The organism is Citrifermentans bremense (assembly GCF_014218275.1).
Classification (GTDB): domain Bacteria; phylum Desulfobacterota; class Desulfuromonadia; order Geobacterales; family Geobacteraceae; genus Geomonas; species Geomonas pelophila.
This window is the reverse complement of sequence record NZ_AP023213.1, coordinates 264,088-282,381: the sequence shown is the minus strand read 5'-3', so window position 1 is coordinate 282,381 and position 18,294 is coordinate 264,088. Positions and strand designations below refer to the sequence as shown.

The 18,294-nt window shown below is 59.7% G+C and carries 19 protein-coding genes and 1 tRNA gene; 8 read left to right on the top strand and 12 right to left on the bottom strand.

The genetic code is table 11. The features are described 5' to 3' along the window. Nucleotides 1-22: 22 nt before the first annotated feature. On the bottom strand, nucleotides 23-835 hold the full coding sequence (locus tag GEOBRER4_RS01215; protein ID WP_185245259.1) for a pyruvate, water dikinase regulatory protein: 813 nt from the start codon (nucleotides 833-835) through the stop codon (nucleotides 23-25). A gap of 268 nt (nucleotides 836-1,103) precedes the next feature. On the opposite strand from GEOBRER4_RS01215, the gene prmA reads away from it, so the two are divergent. Further along, nucleotides 1,104-2,024 carry a 50S ribosomal protein L11 methyltransferase gene (prmA, locus tag GEOBRER4_RS01210; RefSeq protein WP_185243889.1) on the top strand — a complete coding sequence of 307 codons (921 nt, stop codon included), beginning with the start codon at nucleotides 1,104-1,106 and terminating at the stop codon, nucleotides 2,022-2,024. Between the two features lie 3 nt (nucleotides 2,025-2,027). Continuing rightward, entirely contained in the window at nucleotides 2,028-2,768 is a 741-nt protein-coding gene (locus tag GEOBRER4_RS01205; protein WP_185243888.1) for a 16S rRNA (uracil(1498)-N(3))-methyltransferase, read from the top strand. Nucleotides 2,769-2,775: 7 nt separating this feature from the next. Here GEOBRER4_RS01205 and GEOBRER4_RS01200 read toward each other — a convergent pair whose 3' ends face one another. The 9 genes from GEOBRER4_RS01200 to GEOBRER4_RS01160 all read right to left on the bottom strand — a co-directional run bounded on the left by GEOBRER4_RS01200 (nucleotide 2,776) and on the right by GEOBRER4_RS01160 (nucleotide 11,660). Further along, the gene (locus GEOBRER4_RS01200; RefSeq protein WP_185243887.1) at nucleotides 2,776-3,108 is read right to left on the bottom strand and encodes a hypothetical protein; all 333 of its coding nucleotides are present in this window, start codon (nucleotides 3,106-3,108) and stop codon (nucleotides 2,776-2,778) included. Nucleotides 3,109-3,151: 43 nt separating this feature from the next. Further along, on the bottom strand, nucleotides 3,152-3,889 hold the full coding sequence (locus GEOBRER4_RS01195; RefSeq protein ID WP_185243886.1) for a DUF72 domain-containing protein: 738 nt from the start codon (nucleotides 3,887-3,889) through the stop codon (nucleotides 3,152-3,154). 153 nt (nucleotides 3,890-4,042) lie between these two features. Beyond that, nucleotides 4,043-5,176, bottom strand: a complete 1,134-nt coding sequence (locus GEOBRER4_RS01190) for a ribonuclease D (RefSeq protein ID WP_185243885.1) — start codon at nucleotides 5,174-5,176, stop codon at nucleotides 4,043-4,045. 179 nt (nucleotides 5,177-5,355) lie between these two features. Beyond that, the gene (hisC, locus tag GEOBRER4_RS01185; RefSeq protein ID WP_185243884.1) at nucleotides 5,356-6,408 is read right to left on the bottom strand and encodes a histidinol-phosphate transaminase; all 1,053 of its coding nucleotides are present in this window, start codon (nucleotides 6,406-6,408) and stop codon (nucleotides 5,356-5,358) included. Nucleotides 6,409-6,571: 163 nt separating this feature from the next. After that, the gene (gene mqnC, locus GEOBRER4_RS01180) at nucleotides 6,572-7,636 is read right to left on the bottom strand and encodes a cyclic dehypoxanthinyl futalosine synthase (protein WP_185243883.1); all 1,065 of its coding nucleotides are present in this window, start codon (nucleotides 7,634-7,636) and stop codon (nucleotides 6,572-6,574) included. A gap of 57 nt (nucleotides 7,637-7,693) precedes the next feature. Next, on the bottom strand, nucleotides 7,694-8,770 hold the full coding sequence (mqnE, locus tag GEOBRER4_RS01175) for an aminofutalosine synthase MqnE (protein ID WP_185243882.1): 1,077 nt from the start codon (nucleotides 8,768-8,770) through the stop codon (nucleotides 7,694-7,696). A gap of 20 nt (nucleotides 8,771-8,790) precedes the next feature. Continuing rightward, on the bottom strand, nucleotides 8,791-9,402 hold the full coding sequence (locus tag GEOBRER4_RS01170; RefSeq protein ID WP_185243881.1) for a UbiX family flavin prenyltransferase: 612 nt from the start codon (nucleotides 9,400-9,402) through the stop codon (nucleotides 8,791-8,793). Further along, nucleotides 9,399-10,268, bottom strand: a complete 870-nt coding sequence (locus GEOBRER4_RS01165) for a 4-hydroxybenzoate octaprenyltransferase (RefSeq protein ID WP_185243880.1) — start codon at nucleotides 10,266-10,268, stop codon at nucleotides 9,399-9,401. Before GEOBRER4_RS01165 ends, GEOBRER4_RS01170 begins: the two co-directional genes overlap by 4 nt. Nucleotides 10,269-10,313: 45 nt before the next feature. Beyond that, nucleotides 10,314-11,660 (bottom strand): UbiD family decarboxylase, encoded by a 1,347-nt coding sequence (locus tag GEOBRER4_RS01160; protein WP_185243879.1) that lies wholly within the window; start codon nucleotides 11,658-11,660, stop codon nucleotides 10,314-10,316. A gap of 409 nt (nucleotides 11,661-12,069) precedes the next feature. Between GEOBRER4_RS01160 and GEOBRER4_RS01155 the strand changes: the two genes are divergently transcribed. Together GEOBRER4_RS01155 and GEOBRER4_RS01150 are read left to right on the top strand one after the other, a co-directional pair. Then, nucleotides 12,070-12,146 (top strand) — tRNA-Pro (locus GEOBRER4_RS01155). Between the two features lie 498 nt (nucleotides 12,147-12,644). After that, on the top strand, nucleotides 12,645-13,244 hold the full coding sequence (locus GEOBRER4_RS01150; protein WP_185243878.1) for a PEP-CTERM sorting domain-containing protein: 600 nt from the start codon (nucleotides 12,645-12,647) through the stop codon (nucleotides 13,242-13,244). Nucleotides 13,245-13,625: 381 nt separating this feature from the next. Here GEOBRER4_RS01150 and GEOBRER4_RS01145 read toward each other — a convergent pair whose 3' ends face one another. Further along, entirely contained in the window at nucleotides 13,626-14,540 is a 915-nt protein-coding gene (locus GEOBRER4_RS01145; RefSeq protein WP_185243877.1) for a LysR family transcriptional regulator, read from the bottom strand. Nucleotides 14,541-14,644: 104 nt separating this feature from the next. On the opposite strand from GEOBRER4_RS01145, the gene GEOBRER4_RS01140 reads away from it, so the two are divergent. Genes GEOBRER4_RS01140 through GEOBRER4_RS01130 form a run of 3 tightly spaced genes read left to right on the top strand, consistent with a single transcriptional unit; the run spans nucleotide 14,645 to nucleotide 16,346 of the window. Continuing rightward, nucleotides 14,645-15,784 carry a cysteine desulfurase family protein gene (locus GEOBRER4_RS01140; protein ID WP_185243876.1) on the top strand — a complete coding sequence of 380 codons (1,140 nt, stop codon included), beginning with the start codon at nucleotides 14,645-14,647 and terminating at the stop codon, nucleotides 15,782-15,784. Beyond that, a complete protein-coding gene (locus tag GEOBRER4_RS01135; RefSeq protein WP_185243875.1) occupies nucleotides 15,781-16,032 on the top strand; it encodes a GSU3529 family protein in 252 nt (83 codons plus the stop codon). Before GEOBRER4_RS01140 ends, GEOBRER4_RS01135 begins: the two co-directional genes overlap by 4 nt. Then, nucleotides 16,029-16,346, top strand: a complete 318-nt coding sequence (locus GEOBRER4_RS01130; protein WP_185243874.1) for a GSU3529 family protein — start codon at nucleotides 16,029-16,031, stop codon at nucleotides 16,344-16,346. Before GEOBRER4_RS01135 ends, GEOBRER4_RS01130 begins: the two co-directional genes overlap by 4 nt. 60 nt (nucleotides 16,347-16,406) lie before the next feature. Here GEOBRER4_RS01130 and GEOBRER4_RS01125 read toward each other — a convergent pair whose 3' ends face one another. Then, nucleotides 16,407-16,970: a hypothetical protein gene (locus GEOBRER4_RS01125; RefSeq protein ID WP_185243873.1), complete on the bottom strand. Its 564-nt coding sequence runs from the start codon at nucleotides 16,968-16,970 to the stop codon at nucleotides 16,407-16,409. 707 nt (nucleotides 16,971-17,677) lie between these two features. Between GEOBRER4_RS01125 and GEOBRER4_RS01120 the strand changes: the two genes are divergently transcribed. Then, nucleotides 17,678-18,265 carry a hypothetical protein gene (locus tag GEOBRER4_RS01120; protein WP_226377855.1) on the top strand — a complete coding sequence of 196 codons (588 nt, stop codon included), beginning with the start codon at nucleotides 17,678-17,680 and terminating at the stop codon, nucleotides 18,263-18,265. The last annotated feature ends 29 nt before the right edge of the window (nucleotides 18,266-18,294 follow it).

Below are 18,294 nucleotides of genomic sequence, written 5' to 3'. Positions count from 1 at the left end.
CTCTTTGTTAATATGTCGACCTCTAATCGTGCCTAATATCACCATGAAGTCTGCTTAATATTTCCGCCGCAGACTCCTCCACGGATTTGTTGGTCACGTCTATCACCAGCCATGCGGGGTGTGCGCGGTAGAACCTGCGACAGTAAGCAAGCTCCTCTTCCACCTGCCGGTAGTCCGCGTAGCTTCCGCGCGGGCTCTGGCGCAGGTTGCGCAAACGGGCGCTGCGGATATCCACCAGCCGCTGCGTGTCGATGATCAGGCCGACCACCCTCTCAGGCTCTACGTCCTCCAGCTCGGTCGGGGGGTCGATCCCCTGAATGATCGGCACGTTGGCTACCTTGTACCCCTTGTGAGCCAGGTACATGGAGAGCGGCGTTTTTGAGGAGCGGGAAACGCCGATCAGGACTATGTCCGCCTTGTGCAGGTTGCGTGGTTCCTGTCCGTCGTCCTGCTTCACGGTGAAATCCACCGCCTCCATGCGCCGGTAGTACTCAGAGTTCATCTCGTACTGCAGGCCCGGCAGCTTCTGCGGCCGCATCTCCAGGAATTCCGCCAGCTTGTAGAGAAGAGGGGTAATGAGGTCCACCGCCTCCAACTGCCTCGCCTCGACTTCGTTCCTGACGAACTGCGCCAGCTCCGTGTTGACCAGGGTATAGAAGATGATCCCCGGCGCCCGGTCCACCTCGTCCAGCGCCCGAAGAACGTCCTCCCGGTTCCTGATCTGCCCCACTCGGCGCAGGCGTATGTCGACATCCCTGAACTGGGTCAGTGCGGCCCGAGCCACACGCTCAACCGTCTCGCCGGTAGCATCCGATAAAAGGTACACGTGGTACATCTTAATCACCCCAAACTCCTGCTCTTACTGGGGCTTATCGGCATCCCCACCAAATTCATTAGATATATACCATGTTTTTTTATTTTAGGCAAAACTAAAATTTAATGGGAAAAGTTTCTGGAAGTCCTTATCGGCAGCCCCCAGAAAAATTTTAATTATAATTACTGCCGCACTTTTGTTCGATGTCAAGGTTTTCATTGCCATTTCCCTTATTTTTCTGCTACTTTATGCCGACATTTTGTCTAAGAAAAGGAGCTGCAAACTCATTATGACTACTGACTGGGCTGAAATCGCCTGTGAAGTACCCTCCGAAATGGTCGACACCCTCGCCGACTTCCTGGTGGAGCTGACCGGCAACGGCGTCGGGATCGACAACCTGCACCTGGACACTTTCTCCCTCGACACCCTCGAGGACACCCCCTTGAAAAGCGTGAAGGGTTACCTCCCGCTCGACGACTCGCTGGAGGAGATGCGCATCCGTGTCGAGCAGTTCCTGGCCCAGACCGGCCCCTCCTTCCCCAGCTACGTCTATGCCCCTCCCGTGGTGACGGTGATCAGGAACGAGGACTGGGCCAACAACTGGAAGGTCCACTTCAAACCTGTGCGCATCGGGCAAAGGCTCGTGATCAAGCCGACCTGGGAGGAGTATCGGAAGCAGGAGGGGGACCTGGTGATCCAGATAGACCCCGGCATGGCTTTCGGGACCGGCGCCCACCCCACCACGAAGATGTGCCTGGAAGCGCTGGAGCGGATCTCTTTCGGCGCCATCGGCGGCAAGCTCCCCGGCCCCGTCCTCGACGTCGGCACCGGCTCCGGCGTCCTCAGCATCGCAGCCGCCCTTTTGGGCGCGGAGGAGATCGTCGCGGTAGACATCGATCCCGAAGCGGTCCGGGTCACCATCGAGAACCTGGAATTGAACGGAGTGGCCGACCGGGTCGCCGCCTCCACCACGAGCCTGGAACAGCTCCCGGGGGGTTTCCAGGTGGTGGTCGCCAACATCCTAGCCGAGGAGCTGGTACGTCTTGCCGCCGAGCTCACCGCACGCGTGGCGCCTGGCGGATGGCTTATCCTCTCCGGCATCCTGACCGAGAAGGAGGAGTTCGTCTGCGCCGCGTTCACTTCCCTTGAACTGGTGGAAAACCCGAAGGAGCTGGAGTGGTCCTGCCTCAGCTTCAGGAAGCCGCTGTAGCCCATGCGGAGCTTCTTTCTGGGCGACAACGCCGTCTGCGGCGACTGCGTGACCATCACCGGTGAGCTTTACCGCCACATGGCGCGCGTGCTGCGCCTCAAGGAAGGGAGCGAGGTGGAGCTGATCGAAGACGGGGGCGCCCGTCACCAAGGGACGGTCGAGGAGGTGGGGGCTAAAAGCCTCACCGTGCGCATCAGCGCCAGCGCCGCCGCTCCCAAAGAGGAGCCGGGGCTGCGGGTGACGCTGCTGCAGGGTATGCCCAAGGGGGAGAAGCTAGACCTGATCCTGCAGAAATGCACCGAGCTGGGGGTGGCCGAGGTAGTCGCCTTCGACGCGGCGCGCTCGGTGGTGAAGCTGCGCGGGGATAAAAGTGCTGCCCGCCTGGCACGCTACGAGAAGATCATGCAGGAAGCCGCCCGGCAGTCCGGGCGGGTTTCCTTCCCCAAGGTGGCCTTGGGGGGGACCCTCACCGAGGTGCTGGCGGCATCAAGCCACGAGGTGAAGCTGCTTCTTTACGAGGGGGAAGAAAAGACGACCCTGCATGACTGTTTCGGCGCCTTCGCCGCGCCGCAAACCGTGGCGGTGGTGGTGGGACCGGAGGGGGGATTGGCCCCGGAGGAGGTGCGTCAGGCGCTGGCGGCGGGGTTCACCCCGGTGACGCTGGGAAAGAGGATCCTGCGCACCGAGACCGCGGGTCTCGCTATGCTGGCCATACTGCAGTTCCACTGGGGGGACATGGGGTAGCCGCTCTCTAGCCCAGCGCCGCCACCAGTGCCGCGATCGCGGTCAGAAGCGACACCGCCGTAGCGCTCATCAGCATCTTCTGCCGGGCCACCACGACCTTCATGGTCCTGATGGTCTGCTGCAGGTGCCCCGAGGTCTCCAACAGCGCCTGCTCCAGCCTGCGGTTTTCCTCCTGCAGGTGCCTGAGCCTTGCCTCGATGTCCCCCCCGCCTTGCCCTCGGAAACGCCCCTTGGCGCGCTCGGCCAGATCAACCACCGCCGGTATGTTCTCCATCACCCGACCCCACGGGATCCTCGTTGCCGCTACCTTGGCGATGCCCCAAATGGTTGCAATGTTCATATCCCCTCCCGCCTGATCTTAGCTCACCGCTGAAAACGCACTGTTACCGGGACCGCTCAGCCGTCCCCAGTTCTTCTTGGCCCGCCCCCACCAGTTCCAGGAACTTCTTAGCCAGGAGCGGCCCCTGCGCCGAATCCTCGTGCTTGAAGAAGACGAAGGCGTCCCGCCAATCCTGCCTTGCTACCAGCTCTGCCCATCGCCGCAACTCCTTCTCTGCATACTCGGCGCGCCTGAGCCTCAGGTACCCCCAGGTCGCCGTCGACACCGCAGGCGTCTCTACCTCGTCTTCCAGATCGGCTATGCAAAGTGCCGCGTCGTTGCGCCGCAAAAGCTGGAACACCTCGTCGTCCATCCAGGAGCGGTGCCGGAACTGGAACGAGGCACGCGCCCCCGGCGGCAAGAGCGCCAGGAAGTCCCGCAGCAGGGGGAGGTCCTTCTTCAGGCTCGGCGGGAGCTGGAAGAGCACCGGCCCCAGCCGCTCCCCGAGGCTACCGGCCACGTCGAAGAGGTACGACACCGAGTCGTCCACCCCCTTCAGGCGTTGGAAGTGGGTGATGCGCTGGGGCGCCTTGAGCGCGAACTTGAAACCCACAGGCACCTCCTGCGACCACGATTGCAAAAGGGCCTGGGTCGGCATGCGGTGGAAGGTGTTGTTGATCTCGACGCTTCGAAACACCCCGCCGTAGTAGTGCAACATCTGCCGCTCCGGGAGCTCCGCGGGATAGAAGATCCCCTTCCATTCCTTATACGAGTAACCGCTGGTTCCGACGTAAAGGGACATCCCGCGCCTCCTCCGGCCCAGTCTCCTGACCGGCGCCACAGCACCATATATATACAACAGTAAGGGGCGAGGACAAGGCGCTCTAATCTAAATACGAAAAAAGGCGGGCCCCCTCGAAGGGAGCCCGCCCGATATGCTGCGCCAGCGCCGGCGTCAGGAGATGAGCGAGGCCAGCTCGTCCCCGAACGCCTCGCGCTGCCAGCGCTTCAAAAGGGATATGTTCTGGGAGCCCGGCTCCGCCAGCGCCTCCAGGAGGGTGTTGTTGGCGACCAGGCCGATGCCGAGGCCCAGCTGCGCCGACTTCGCCTCGCGCCAGACTTTCAGCCGCTTCACCCTTTCGTCCTGCAGCCGGTCCAGGACCGGACGGCGGCCGGACTGCACCTGCGGCAGCTTGTCCTGGGGGACCGCCAGACCGTTCGCTATCGCCTGCAGCAGCCCGCGTCCCAGCCTCTCGATCAGCTTCGAGGACATGGTGTGGATGCCGACCAACTCGAAGTTGTTCCTCGGCTGCTTTTCGGCCAGCTCCCGCAAGAGGTCGTTGCTGAGGATCCGGAACGGGGGGACGTCTGCCAGGCGCGCCTTCTCGTCGCGGAAGCGCAAAAGCTCCTCCAGGACGGCGAGTTCGCGCGGCTTCATCTTGCTGGCCCCCTTGAAGCGCAGGCACATCAGTTCCCCCTCGCGGGAAGGGGAACGGACCCCTGCCACGAGCTCCGACTCCTCCTCGACCCAGGCGAGCCTCCCCTTCTGCTTCAGCTCCGCCTCCAACTGGCGGTAAAGCTCGATCAGGAGGGAGGTGTCCTTCATGGCGTAGTCGAGCATCTCCTGGGAGAAGGGACGCTTGCTCCAGTCGGCCTTCTGGTAGCGCTTGTCCAGCTCGACCCCGAACCTCTTCTTCAGAAGCGCCGCGAGGCCGAACTCGCTCTCGCCCAGGAACTGGCTGGCGATCATGGTGTCGAACAGGTTCACCACCTCGATGCCGAAATCCCGGTAAAGCGAGCGCATGTCGTAATCCGCGCCGTGGAAGATCTTCTTGATGGCGGGGTTGGCGAAGATGGGCGCCAGCACCTTGACGTCTATGGGGGCGAGCGGGTCGATCAGGCGGTCTTCCGATGCGGAGGAGACCTGGATCAGGCATACCTTCTCTGTATAGTGATGGAGGGAGTCCGCCTCAAGGTCAAAGGCAAGGACCGACTCCTTGGAGAGCCGCTCGACGAGTTCGTCTAAAGTCTTTTGATCGGTGACCAGATGCGCCGCTGCGGGGTTTGTCACATTATTTTTCTTCTGCAAAAGTTCCCATCCGTTTCTGCATCTATTTAATGCTTTCATGGTTATCGATGAGGCCGGGGTCTGACTGTCACCATGACAGCGCCCAGCCGCAAAGATTACAACCTTTTCACTTTCAGTACAAGTGGAAGGTGCCAGTTAGTGTAAAAATTATTCTTCCGGCACAGGGAGAAAGTCCCTCGCTAGCGCCCGGGTCCCAGTTCGCGCAGCGCCATGACAGTCCGCTCCATCTCTTCTCTTGAGCCGATGCTGATCCTGAGACCATGGGCCAGCTTCGGGTCGGTGAAGTGCCGCACCAGGATCTTCCTGTCGTAAAGCCCCTGGTAGATGCGGGTTCCGTCCCGGTCGGGGGGGCTTGCAAAGACGAAATTGCCGCTGGACGGTATCACCTGGTAACCCAGCTGCTCCAGTTCCCTGGTGAACCAGGCGCGGGTTTCCTTGATCTTTCTCACGCACTCCAGGAAATACGGCTGGTCCGCGAGCGCCGCGGCGGCCGCGGCCTGCGCCAGCCGGTCCAGGTTGTAATGGTCCCGGATCTTGTTCAGCGCCGCGATCACCTCCGGGCGGGCGATGGCGAGGCCGAGCCGCATCCCTGCCAGCGAGTAGCTCTTGGAGAAGGTGCGGGTGACCACGACGTTATCGAAGCTGCGCACGAGCTCCAGCGAGCTCTCTTCGGCGAAGTCAACGTAGGCCTCGTCCACCACCAGGACCCCGGAGAGGCGCCCTGCCAGGTCGGCTATGTAGCGCTGGCTGTAGGTGAAACCGAGCGGCGCGTTGGGGTTGGTCAGGAAGAAGAGCTTGCCATCGTAATGCTCCGGGATCCCTTCCGGCTCGAAGTTTTCGGTGAGCCCGAAGGTCCTGACGCGCGCCCCCTGGACCTCGGCAAGGGTGCCGTAATACGAGTAAGAGGGGTTTATGAAGGCGATTTCCTCGCCTTCGCCGGCACAGGCTCGAATAAGGTTGTTGAGGACCTCGTCGGAGCCGTTGGCCATGATGATCCAGGAAGGATCGAAGCCGTATACCTTCGCCGCCTCTTCACGTGCCAGCCGGCTCGCGGCGTCGGGGTAGCGGCGCAGCCCTTCTCCGACTTCCCGCGCGATCGCTTCCAACACCTTCGGCGAGGGGGGGTACGGGTTCTCGTTGGTGTTCAACTTGATGTACGAATCCACATCCAGTGGCTGGAAACCGGGGACGTAGCCCGCCATTTCTGCGATGTTTTCCCGCAGGGCGATCATGGCGACTCCTTTCAGGGCAAAAGATAGGTGAATATAACAAGAGGCAGAGGCAATTGACAATGGACAATTGACAATTGACAACGAACAGCTGATATCCCTGCGGGGCAGCAATCACAGTTAACCGCGAAGAGGTTACCTCACACGTTACCCGGAGGCGGTGCTGTCAGTATCGCTCCAGTTCCTGGTACAGGGTGGTACGCCGCACCGGGGTGAAACCTGCGCCGCGGATCAGCGTGATCATCTCTTCGCGCGACATACGGAAGCGGCAGCCGGCGGCCGCCACCACGTTCTCCTCCAGCATGGTGCCGCCCAGGTCGTTGGCGCCGAAGAAAAGCGCGACCTGCGCCATCTTGGCTCCCTGGGTCACCCAGCTTGCCTGCACGTTGGGGACGTTCCTGAGCACGATGCGCGACAGGGCCAGCACCTTCAGGTACTCGACGCCGCTGGCCCCCTCCCCCCCAAGCTCCGTATTTCCCGGCTGATAGGTCCAGGGGATGAAGGCTGTGAAGCTCCCCCCCTCCTCCTGCAGGGCGCGCACCCTAAACAGGTGCTCGACTATGTCCTCGGCGCGCTCGCGGCTGCCGAACATCATGGTCGCCGTAGTCGGCATTCCCAATCGGGCCGCCTCGCGCATGACCTGCGCCCACCCCTGCCAGCCGATCTTCTTCGGGGAGATCTCGGCACGGACGCTGTCGACCAGTATCTCTGCCCCCCCTCCGGGGATGGAGTCGAGCCCTGCCTGCTTCAGCCGCGTAAGGGTCTCGGCGATGCCGAGCCCGGAGAGCTTCGCCACCTGTGTCACCTCGGCCGGGGAGAGCGAGTGGTTCTGCACCCCGGGGAAGCGGCGCTTGATCTCCCGGAAGAGCTCCTCGAACCAGGCGATGTCGAGCGAGGGGTGAAGCCCCCCTTGCATCAGGAGCTGGGTTCCCCCCTGGTCCACCAGCTCCTGGATCTTCATCATGATCGTTTCAGTGTCCAGCAGATAGGCGTCCGCCGCATCGGCATCGCGGTAGAACGCGCAGAACATGCACCTCGACTCGCAGACGTTGGTGTAGTTGACGTTGCGGTCGACGACGAAGCTGACGCAGCCGTCCGGGTGCATGGCGCGCCGGATCGAGTCGGCCAGGCGTCCCACGGCGAGGAGCTCCGCTTCGGTGAGGCACCACAGGGCTTCTTCCCGGGTTATGGCCGCGCCTGCGGCGACTTTTTCAGTGATGGTTTTGAGCATTTTTAAACCTGGCCTACTTTCTGTGGGTTCGTACCTGCACGCCTTGCGGGGGGCGCCTCAGTAGACGCGGAGCTCGCGGTAGAGGGTGTCCCGCTCCACCGGGATGCGCCCGGCCTTCCTGATCATGGTGATGATGCTGTCGCGGCTCATGGTCTGCGGGGTGTCGGCCCCCGCCTCGTGCCCGATCCGCTCCTCGACCACGGTACCGTCCAGATCGTTGACGCCGAAGCAAAGGGAGACCTGGGCGATCTTCTCCCCCAGCATCACCCAGTAAGCCTTCACGTTGGCGAAATTGTCCAGGTAGATGCGGGCGACGGCCAGGGTGCGCAGGTCGTCGACGCCGCTCGTGCCGGAGCCTGCGATCTTCAGCTGCGAATGCTCCGGCTGGAAGGCGAGCGGGATGAAAACCTGGAAGCCGCCGGTCCGGTCCTGCAGCTCGCGCAGCTGCCGCATGTGGTCGACCCGGTCGGCCACACTCTCCAAGTGCCCGTAGAGCATGGTCGCATTCGACTTGAGCCCCGCCTGGTGCACCTTTTCCATGATCGAAAGCCATGCGGCGCCGCTGATCTTCTCCGGGCAGAGCTGGTTGCGGATCTCCGGCGCGAAGATTTCAGCGCCGCCGCCGGGAAGGGAGCCGAGCCCCGCCTCCTTGAGCTTCTCCAGGGTCGCCGGGATGCCGAGACCGGAAAGATTGGCCAGGTACTCGATCTCGACGGCGGTGAAGGCTTTCACGTGCAGCGCAGGGGAGACCGCCTTGATGGTGGAGAGAAGCTCCAGGTAAAACTCGAAGGGGAGCTCGGGGTGTAGTCCCCCGACCACGTGGATCTCGGTGGCCCCTTCCTTGACCGCCTCCTCGGCGCGGGCACGGACCTCGTCCAGCGTCATCAGGTAGGCGCCGGGCTCGCCGGCCTTGCGGAAGAAGGCACAGAAGCGGCAGCGGTTCACGCAGATGTTGGTGTGGTTGATGTGGCGGTTGACGTTGAAGAAAACCCTCTTCCCGTTGCGCCGCTCGTTGACGAACTGGGCCAGCTCTCCCAGCGCCAGGAGGTCCGGGTGCTCGAAAAGCGCGAGCGCTTCCGGCTCGGTGATGCGTACGCCCACCCGCACCTTCTCCGCTATGGTGGCAAAAGTCATGAATTCTTTCCTTTTATCGGTTACTGCCGGCTGCCCCAGCGCGTAAAGAGCGTGTGCTCCACCTGGACTGCGTCCAGCACCTTACCGGCCACGAAGTCTACCAGGTCCTGGATGGTCTCGGGGTTGTGGTAGAAGCCGGGCATGGCCGGCACTATGCGCACCCCGAGCCGGGCCAGCTTCAGCATGTGCTCGAGGTGAATAGCGTTGAAGGGGGTCTCGCGCGGCACCAGGACCAGGGGACGCCCCTCTTTCAACATGACGTCCGCGGCCCGCTCCAGGAGGTTCCCCGAATTGCCGCAGCTGATCCGCGACAGGGTCCCCATGGAGCAGGGGACCACCAGCATGGCGTCCGGTGCCGACGAGCCGCTGGCGATCGGGGCGAAAAGATCGCCCAATTCGTAGTAGCTAAGGAGCTCGCCCGGAAGCCCCATGTACGAGCGCACGCGGTCCAGGATCTCCGCCGGGGACCCCCCGAGGTCGAGGCCGCATTCCTGCCGCAGGACCGCGAATCCCGCCTCCGAGATGAGCAGACTCACCCTGGCCCCGCCGCGCAGCAGTTCCTCGACCACCCTAAGGCCGTAGGCTACGCCCGAGGCGCCGGTGATGGCGACGGTGAAATGCCTCGGTTTCACATCCCCCCCGCCGAAACCCTGTCCAGGAGCGTCGCCGCGAAAAGCGTCACGCTGATATAGCCGTTCATGTTGAAGAAAGCGGCATCCAGGCGGCTCAGGCCCCCCCCCCGGAGCAGGTAGTGCTCGTACAGGAGCATGCCGCAGGTGGCGGCGAGACCGGCGAGGAAGAAGGGGCCGAGGTTCAGGGAAAAATAGAGAGCCGCGAGGAAGAGGCAGGCGACGAGGTGGAAGATGCGCGAAGTCCAAAGGGAGCCGTTCACCCCCAGCTTCGCCGGGATCGAGTGCAGCCCTGCGGCCTGGTCGAACTCCATGTCCTGCAATGCGTAAAGGATGTCGAAGCCGGCGACCCAGAAGAGGACCGCGAAGGCGAGGAGGTAGGCCGGGAGGTCGGCGCTGCCGCGGATGGCGATCCAGGCGCCGAGCGGAGCACCGGCCAGGCAAATACCGAGGACCACGTGGGCGAGAGCGGTGAAGCGCTTGCAGTAGGAGTAGAGCAGGATGAAGCCGAGCGCTACCGGCGAAAGATAAAGGCAGAGCGGGTTCAGCATGCGGGCGGCGAAAAGCATGAGCAGCACGGAGAGAACGATGAAGCAGATCACCGCTCCCCTGCCAAGGAGCCCCGCGGGGATGGCGCGGCCGGCGGTGCGCGGGTTCCTGGCGTCGATCTCCGCGTCGATGACGCGATTGAGCCCCATGGCCGCGGTGCGTGCCCCCACCATGGCGCAGACGATCCAACCCGCCTGGGAAACGGTGGGAAGCCCCCCTGCCGCAAGGAGCGCTCCGGTGAAAGCGAAGGGTAGCGCGAAAATCGTGTGGCTGAACTTTATCATCTCCAGGAAGACTCTGGTCCTGGCGTACAATGTCATCTCTACTCCTGCTTGGCTGCTCATACCTGCCTTTCCGCCCGCGCCTCAGAGAAAGCCGTACTCCCGCCATCTCCTGGCAACCTGGGCACTAACTGATGCATCCTGTCTCAACTCCTGATACTGCCCGCCCCCTTCTTCCGGGAGCTTGCGGGTCGCATCGACCCCGAGGCACCCGTCGGGGGTGAGGGCAAGGTCGCCCGGGAATCTGACCCCGTTCAGCGCCCGCCAAAACCCCTCCGACATGGTGAGGGGCGTGTCTCCGGCGTCTACCACCACCAACAGCTTTCCCCGCTGCAACCACCCCTCCGAGCGCAGCTTATCCAAAACCCGACGCCCCTGCCCCGGAAGGCTCTTCTCTATCGCGATCAAGGCGCAGCCGTGGAAGATCCCCTCCAGCGGCAGTGAGAGGTCGACGATCTCAGGGCACTGCCTGCGCGCCAGGGGCAGCAGCAGGCGCTCGGCCCCCTTTGCCATCCAGCAGTCCTCCATGGGAGGCGGCCCCACCACCGTCGCCTGGCAGATCGGGTCGCGCCTGCGCGTGATGCAGGTGACCGTCAGCAGCGGCACCTCTTCGCCTTGATCGTAACTCCCGGTGTGGTTGCCGAAGGCCCCTTCGTTGCGGGTGGCCCCGGGCTCAACGAACCCCTCGATCACCAGTTCCGCGTCTGCAGGGACCAGGAGGTCGGAATCGAGGCAGCGCAGCATCGGCACCGGCTCGCCGCGCAGGTATCCCGCGAAGGGGACCTCGTTAAGGCCAGCTGGAAGCGGAAGCGACGCGGCGAGCGTCAGCGCCGGATCGGCGCCTATGGCGATGGCGACCGGCATCCTCTCTCCGGACGAAAGGTACTTCCGGTAGTGCGCCCAGCCGCCACTGCCGTATTTCCAGCGCACCCCGGCCAAGCCGTCGTCGAAGATCCGGACCCGGTACATGCCGCAGTTGTCAGCGCCGGTCTCCGGATCTCTGGTGAACACCAGTGGGAGCGTGATAAAGCGCCCGCCGTCGCCGGGCCAGCTCTTCAGGAAGGGGTAGCGCAACAGATCGGGGGCCCGTTCCACGATCTCGCGGCAGGGGCCGCGGTCGACCAGCAGCGGCAGGGGGGGCAGCCCGGGGGAGGTAAGGAGTTTTTCCATCGCCTCCGAGAGCCGGCCAAGTTCCGCTACGCCCAGGGCGAGCGCCATCCGGGCAGGCGAACCGAAGAGGTTGGTGGCAACTTGAAAGGGGCTACCTTTAACCTTCTCGAAGAGGAGCGCCTTGCCGCCGCCCGGGAGCTTGCTCTGCCGGTCCGTTATGCAGGCGATCTCCAGGTCGGGATCCACCTCCACAGCCACCCTCTGGAGTTCCCCGGCAGCTTCAAGCCCGGCGATCAAGCTCCGCAAGTCCTTAAAAGCCATGGCAACTCCAGTAAAATGCGCTGAATCTAAAGTTTTTATCACTTCCACAGGGGTATGACAATGTTTTTCTTCCCCCTTTCTCCCGGCAGCAGAGCCAGGAGTTAACAGGGTTCGGTTCACTGCTGTTGTTGGTATTACTTCCCTGACATTCCGATGCAAGTTAGTCGAAGCAAGGTCAACGGCATCGCACGCGGATTTGACGGATGACGCGGATAACGGCGGGACCATCACTGATCGCGAGCATGCCGGAGCCGGAGATTGTTGCGATGCGTCATGTAAAATACTGAAATCATGAAATATCAACGGGCACCGCGGGAAAAAATAAATAGCTTACGTCATAAAGCTTGACATTGTGGCGATAATGCTGGTATATCTCTCTATCTGATTGGCCCGTCAGAGTTTCACTCCTCGGAATGTAGCGCAGCCTGGTAGCGCACCTGCTTCGGGAGCAGGGGGTCGGAGGTTCGAATCCTCTCATTCCGACCATTACAAATCAAGGCCTTTGGAGAAATCCAAGGGCCTTTTTGTTTATACATTCCGGTCCATCCTGTCCTCTTCCGGTACCGGGCCTACAAGCCGATCATCTACCGCATCCCCCATAGCATTCTCTGTACCCCCAAAGTGTTTTCACTCTTGGTTACTGAAGACTGGATTTCTCCGGTTCCCCCGGTACGTCTCCGATACACTCACCCCCCAGTGCCTTCTGAATACACTCGAAAAATATAAAGGTTGATTCCTCCCTCGCCGTTAGTGCGGGAAATAACAACAGCAACCTGCTAGCGCTCAGAAAGTCAGCACAAAACTGCACAGAAGCTAAGAGTGTCGGAATATTTCACTGAAAGTCCTAAATCCTGTTGGATTCCTTTACATAATTGAGGCTATCTAATAACACTACAAATATACATTTAGCAGTAAATCAGACAGTTGTAGGCTTGGGCGTTAAATTGCTTGTATGAGCCAAATTTACTTTTGGGCGGAGGAGAAATGAAAAAAGGCTTTTTGACTGTATTGATTGCTGGGGCGTTGATGATTACGACAACCGGTACCGTTGGAGCTACGTCAATTGTCCAGACCTTTAATAACTCGTGGAACGTAAGTGTTTGGGACTATTATGGATATGTAGCAGCAATACAGTGGCAGTATCAACCCTATACAGCTTCGACCCAAACCTTGACAAGTATTGAACTCACGATGAATATCATAGCTTCAGACTTAACTATTGGAGATGATTTCAGATATCGTACAGCTTTCTTTACGGGTTGGAATCCAGATACATTCCAATTTTACAAAGATGAGTGGTTTTATAATTTGACAGACACCTATTTGAATATAAATAATGATTATATTTTTACTTCTCCTACTGATTTAGCTCTATGGACTAACCCTCTCTACGGTCCGAACGGAAATTATTACTTCGAATCTACCACGTTAAGCAACCCGAATACAATAAACGTACAGACTCAGCTAACATATAACTATGCAGACAATCCTGCCCCGGTCCCTGAACCTTCAACTATGCTCCTTCTCGGTGGTGGTTTAGCTGGCCTAGCCTTCTGGAGAAAAAAGCGCAACGGCAAGGCATAGTAGGAAAAGGGGTGCTGCAGGGCACCCCTATTCTTGGTCAGACTCTGGGGCAGGCGGTGTGAATGCCCCCCCCTCGCGATGTCCCTATAATCAGTTTGGGTCTATTTCTAAGAGCGCCCCAGTTGAACAAGAGGCGTTTTGCCTAATATCATCTTCCCCCCGATGCTATCAATTCTTCTAGTACCTTCCTCATGTCATCGGATACAAAAGGTTTGTCTTCCACAAAAAGGCAGCCGCTCAGGCGAAGCCGGCACCATTTGCTGTTTAAACCAAAAGCCCTCAGCATCCGCCGGGGGCTTTTGATGTTTGCCCACCAGTAAAGAGAACGGAACAAGCTTGTCGAAAGGTTTGCAATGTATTCCCGCTCCCTAAATGTGCCCCTTACGGCAGCGGGAACGTCGCTGCCGCCTGCGCCAGCGCGTAATAGTCATCCACCTCCTGGATCAGGAAATCTACGAAGGCCCTGTTTGCCGGCGACAGGGGAGCGTCTTTTTTCCAGGCTATGGCAAAGTCCAGAAAGAGCGGGGGATCGCACGAAATGGTGGCTACGTCCGGATCTTTCGCAACGGCCATCCGCAGCAGGAAGGCGAGCCCCAGTTCCTCTTTCACCAGGCTCCTCACCAGGGAGAAGAGGTTCGACTCCGCCATCACTAGCGGGGCGATACCTTCTCTCACCGCCATCTGGTCCACCACCTCCCGCAGGTAATACCCTTTCTTGAACTGCACCAGCGGTGCGGACAGCAAGTCGCGGACCGGGCACGTCTTCTTCGCCGCCAAGGGGTGAAAACGAGCGACACAGGCCACCACCTCTTCGCGCAGCATGTGATGCGAATCGAGTGTCTCCGGCACCTTTCCGTTGATGATCCCCATGTCGATTTCGCCCGATTCCACCTTGCGCTGGATGTTCCCTGCGCTGTCCCCGTAGATGGAGATCTCCAGCGCCGGATAACGACGCTTGAACTCGGAGATGATCTTCGGGAAGAAGAAACTGCTCAGCATAGGCGTCAGCCCGACTCGCACCTCCCCCCTTAGAAGTCCCCGCAGATCCGCGATGTCCTGCCGGGCCTTGGCGACCCTGCCGAAAATATCCCTGGCGTTAAGCACCAGGGATTCTCCTTCGGCCGTAAGGGAAACCTTTCTGTCGCGCCGGACGAAGAGTTTTACCTCCAGTTCATCCTCCAGCTTTTTTATCGCGATGCTTAGGGCGGACTGGGCGATGTTCAGCTTTTCTGCCGCCTTGGTAAAGCCTCCGCAATCCGCCACCTCCAGGAAGACCTTCAGTTGTCTCAGATCCACTGTCGCCTCCTTCGATCTGTTTTGTAGATAATTACAAGCTAAATAATATATTTTCAATATAATTTGTCCTCTGTTACATTCGCGGAAAATAAAGGGAGGCAGGGATGGCCGTCTATCTCGATTGCAACTCAACGACACCTGTAGAGCCAAGCGTCGCTTCTTTGGTGCTGAGGTTTCTTGAAAAGGATTTCGGGAATGCCGCGAGCCCCATACACGATTACGGGCTGTTCGCCCGTTCTGCCGTGGAGCACGCACGGATGCTGGTGGGAAAGGTCGTCGGTGCACGGCCGGATGAAGTGCTCTTTACCAGCGGGGCCACCGAGAGCAACAACATGGCGATCCTCGGGCTGGCAGATGCCGGAATCAAGAGCCGCCGCCGGCACGTGATTACCACGGCAATCGAGCACAAGGCGGTCCTAGAGCCTTTCGAGGAGCTAGCGCGCAGGGGCTTCGACGTCGACATCCTCACTGTCGGCCCCGACGGGCGCTTCAAGGTCGAAGACCTTGCCGAAGCTCTCCGACCGGACACCCTCCTTGTCTCCACCATGCAGGCCAACAACGAAACCGGCGTGGTGCACCCGTTGGCTGAGACTGCGAAACTTCTCACGGGACATGACGCCTGGTGGCATGTGGACGCGGCACAGGGGTATGGCAAGGATCTCGAGCAGTTGCGCGATCCGCGTATCGACATGATCGCCGTCAGCGGACACAAGATCTACGGCCCCAAGGGAGTTGGTGCTCTCATCCTCCGGAAGCGCGACGGGCTACGTCCCCCCTTGCAACCGCTTGCCTTCGGCGGCGGACAGGAGCAGGGGCTAAGGCCTGGGACCCTTCCCGTCCCCTTGATAGCTGGTTTCGGCGAGGCGGCCAAACTCGCTTTGAGGGATAACGAAACACGTCGCACGACATGCCTGGCCTTCAGGCGACTGGTGCATGAAGCCCTCGATAGGCTTGGAGCCGGTCACAATGGCGACGAAACCTGGACCATGCCCCATTGCGTCAACGTAAGTCTTGATGGCATCCCCTCGGATCTGGCAATCAACGCCCTCAAAGGCGTCATAGCGTTATCAAGCACGTCCGCCTGCACATCGCACACACGTACTCCGAGCCACGTTCTGACAGCGATGGGACGAACGCCCACGCAGGTCGAGACGTCGCTTAGGCTGTCTTGGTGCCATATGACCCCAGAGGTCGATTGGGACGAGGTGGTCGGGATACTGCGAAAAATAAGGAGCCGACGATGAGTGTCTTTGATGAACTGGAAGAGGTGACGAATCAGCAGTACCTTCACGGCGATCTGCCGAAGTGGCTCGCAGACCCGCTCCTGGCCGTAGCACGGTCGCCAGAGCTGTGCCAGGAAAAGGAGTACCTGGTAGAGATCCTGCTGGCGCAGGTAAGGGAGTATGACGTGTACGCTGAGGCGGGATGCTGCAAGTGGGCCTACGACCACGAGGACATCGCCAGGACGCTGCGGTGGCTGGAGGAACAATGACGGTTTTCGACCGACTGAGAACGGCAGTGGAGACCGCTCAAGCCGAGCAGGATTTGCCCGACTTCCTCGCGCTGGATATTGCCGCCATCCTTCAGCGCCGTGAGGATTTTACCCACCTGGAAGAAGAACTGAACGAACTCGTGGAGAAGGTTGAGATGTATGACACCTACGGCCAAACGGGGTATCTGGGAATGGGCGTCAACAACGCCATCTTACAGAAAACATTGGACAAGATACTAAAGCGTGACCAGGTAACCTGCAGCAAGAGCCGAGTACCCGGCGAGCCGACCCTGCAAAGTTGCAAGAAAAGTTAGAGAATAAGGCTGCCAAAGGCAGTTAAGACGTTGCAGATGACGCCGCTTGCTCCTCAAGATTCATCCAGACGCATGTGAGGGCGAACCGTCGAACCGCTGCCCCTGACTTCCCGTCCGATCAACCCACCGGTTATAACAGCCTTCCCTTTCCGAAAGGCATGTTCTCCCGGCAAAAAAACATGTTTGTTTTTTTGCCGGTGCACTCGATTTTTCACCGCCGTAACCCTCAGATCTTGTTGTCATTTTGGCGAGCCCGAAAAAAACATGTCCAACAAAAGAAAAAACATGTCCAACAAAAGAAAAAACAGGTTTTGCAAGAGGAAAAACATGTTCAACAAGAAGGGGGAAAAACCTGCTGACGCTCCGCTTTGTTGGCGGGAAAGCGAATGCATTTGAAATTTGCAGCGTCGGGTTATCCAGCGGCATATTCTCCCTGGCAGGAGCGGCGAAGATGTCGCCCGGCATCTTGAATAGCCAGCCATCGCGAAGGTACTGCTGGTTCTTTCCTCGGGGGGAAGCCACCGCGGCAACTAGAGGTGAATCTGCCGCCGGTACGGTTTGCCCTTCCCTTGTCTTCTTGGATATGGCCGTTGCCAAAGAAAGACGACCACCGTTGTCTTTCATCTACTGACCCGCTACAGCTCCATTTCCTTTTCTGCTCAAACGTGCTACTAATGAAGCCGCAAAGGCATCAACAGACTTTATGAGAACTTTTCCCCTCAATCATCGCCGCCCGCTGGTCCTCGTGACCTTGCTGCTCGCACTCGGCCTCCTGCTTGCCGGCACCCGCGTCCCGGACCTCTCGCGCCCCCACCGCCCGAGGCCGATCCATCGCATCTTATTCGAAAAGCACCACAAGACATCCACCGCTCAACTCCAGCAGCAAAGCGACGTCGTCGCTGTCTTACCGAGTCCGCTTCTTCCAGGCAGGTGTACTACCTACGCCCCCGCCTCCCCCGCAGTCCCACCACTGTTGGCCTCCGCTCCCTCTCCTTCAGGCTCCGGCCGTAGCCCTCCCGCCCTGTAACGCTAGTCACCTCAGAAACGTTGCCATACTACCTCGACGCTGCAGCACCAATGCTGCACGACGTGAGGCAATTGCATCGCCGCGCCCGCTGGTCTCCTGACTGCGGGTTCGTTGACGAGCGCATTAGTGGCCATCGTCACCGCAGGTTCCCTATTTGTTTCCCGCCACCTGACGCCGACGGTCCGCCTCGTAAGCGTACCGGCTACTTCTGCGGCTAATTAACAGTCCACTTCAGCTTTTAACGGTCTGGCCCCCTTTCCGCATTGCCCGGCGTAGAGCACCAGTTCCATTGGAGATCAACCGCATGAAATGTGTTGTAACAGTTGTTGTACTGGCCCTGCTTATTGCAGGAAATTCAACGCGCTGCTATGCCGAGCGTTGTAACTGTGATGTTTGGGTGGGAAGAGGCGGGTACTGCGTCGACTATATTAAAGATCGAATCCCCTCCTTCCAGATCCCTACTAAAGATGAAATGGTCGCGCTTAAGAACACCGATGTTGCGGAAGTCGCCGAGGGAGATGTCGTCATTTTCACAATCAAGAATTACTGGCATGTCGCTTATGTGGAGGCGGTGCGCCGTAACCGGCGTGGCGAGGCGACGGCAATAGATGTCAGCGAAAAGAACTTCGGCGATGGGCTCTCTTTTGCCGAATTCAAAGCAAGATGGAAGTCAAAAAGCCGCCATGAATGGAATCGGGCTGTCTGTTGCGGAATAACCGAGAACTACGACCTGGTAACGTGGCGCAAAAATGTCTCACTCGATACAGTGAAACAGGTATGGTCACCCGATGATGCGGCATCAGAAGGCGGCCGGCTCCGTGTCAACGTCCTGGTTGACAAAGTGAAAGAGGTGCTCAACAAATTTTTCGATTACACCGAAACGGAGCTCTAGGCACGCGCGGACTGCTGTAAGATTAATAG

Excerpts from the sequence above, each read along its gene's own strand:
- GEOBRER4_RS01120 (WP_226377855.1), top strand. The coding sequence starts at position 17,678 with ATGAAATGTGTTGTAACAGTTGTTGTACTGGCCCTGCTTATTGCAGGA.
- GEOBRER4_RS01130 (WP_185243874.1), top strand. The coding sequence starts at position 16,029 with ATGACGGTTTTCGACCGACTGAGAACGGCAGTGGAGACCGCTCAAGCC.
- mqnC (WP_185243883.1), bottom strand. The coding sequence starts at position 7,636 with ATGCTCAAAACCATCACTGAAAAAGTCGCCGCAGGCGCGGCCATAACC.
- GEOBRER4_RS01140 (WP_185243876.1), top strand. The coding sequence starts at position 14,645 with ATGGCCGTCTATCTCGATTGCAACTCAACGACACCTGTAGAGCCAAGC.
- GEOBRER4_RS01125 (WP_185243873.1), bottom strand. The coding sequence starts at position 16,970 with ATGAAAGACAACGGTGGTCGTCTTTCTTTGGCAACGGCCATATCCAAG.
- GEOBRER4_RS01150 (WP_185243878.1), top strand. The coding sequence starts at position 12,645 with ATGAAAAAAGGCTTTTTGACTGTATTGATTGCTGGGGCGTTGATGATT.
- GEOBRER4_RS01195 (WP_185243886.1), bottom strand. The coding sequence starts at position 3,889 with ATGTCCCTTTACGTCGGAACCAGCGGTTACTCGTATAAGGAATGGAAG.
- GEOBRER4_RS01200 (WP_185243887.1), bottom strand. The coding sequence starts at position 3,108 with ATGAACATTGCAACCATTTGGGGCATCGCCAAGGTAGCGGCAACGAGG.
- GEOBRER4_RS01215 (WP_185245259.1), bottom strand. The coding sequence starts at position 835 with ATGTACCACGTGTACCTTTTATCGGATGCTACCGGCGAGACGGTTGAG.
- GEOBRER4_RS01135 (WP_185243875.1), top strand. The coding sequence starts at position 15,781 with ATGAGTGTCTTTGATGAACTGGAAGAGGTGACGAATCAGCAGTACCTT.
- GEOBRER4_RS01205 (WP_185243888.1), top strand. The coding sequence starts at position 2,028 with ATGCGGAGCTTCTTTCTGGGCGACAACGCCGTCTGCGGCGACTGCGTG.
- GEOBRER4_RS01160 (WP_185243879.1), bottom strand. The coding sequence starts at position 11,660 with ATGGCTTTTAAGGACTTGCGGAGCTTGATCGCCGGGCTTGAAGCTGCC.
- mqnE (WP_185243882.1), bottom strand. The coding sequence starts at position 8,770 with ATGACTTTTGCCACCATAGCGGAGAAGGTGCGGGTGGGCGTACGCATC.
- prmA (WP_185243889.1), top strand. The coding sequence starts at position 1,104 with ATGACTACTGACTGGGCTGAAATCGCCTGTGAAGTACCCTCCGAAATG.
- GEOBRER4_RS01165 (WP_185243880.1), bottom strand. The coding sequence starts at position 10,268 with ATGACATTGTACGCCAGGACCAGAGTCTTCCTGGAGATGATAAAGTTC.
- hisC (WP_185243884.1), bottom strand. The coding sequence starts at position 6,408 with ATGATCGCCCTGCGGGAAAACATCGCAGAAATGGCGGGCTACGTCCCC.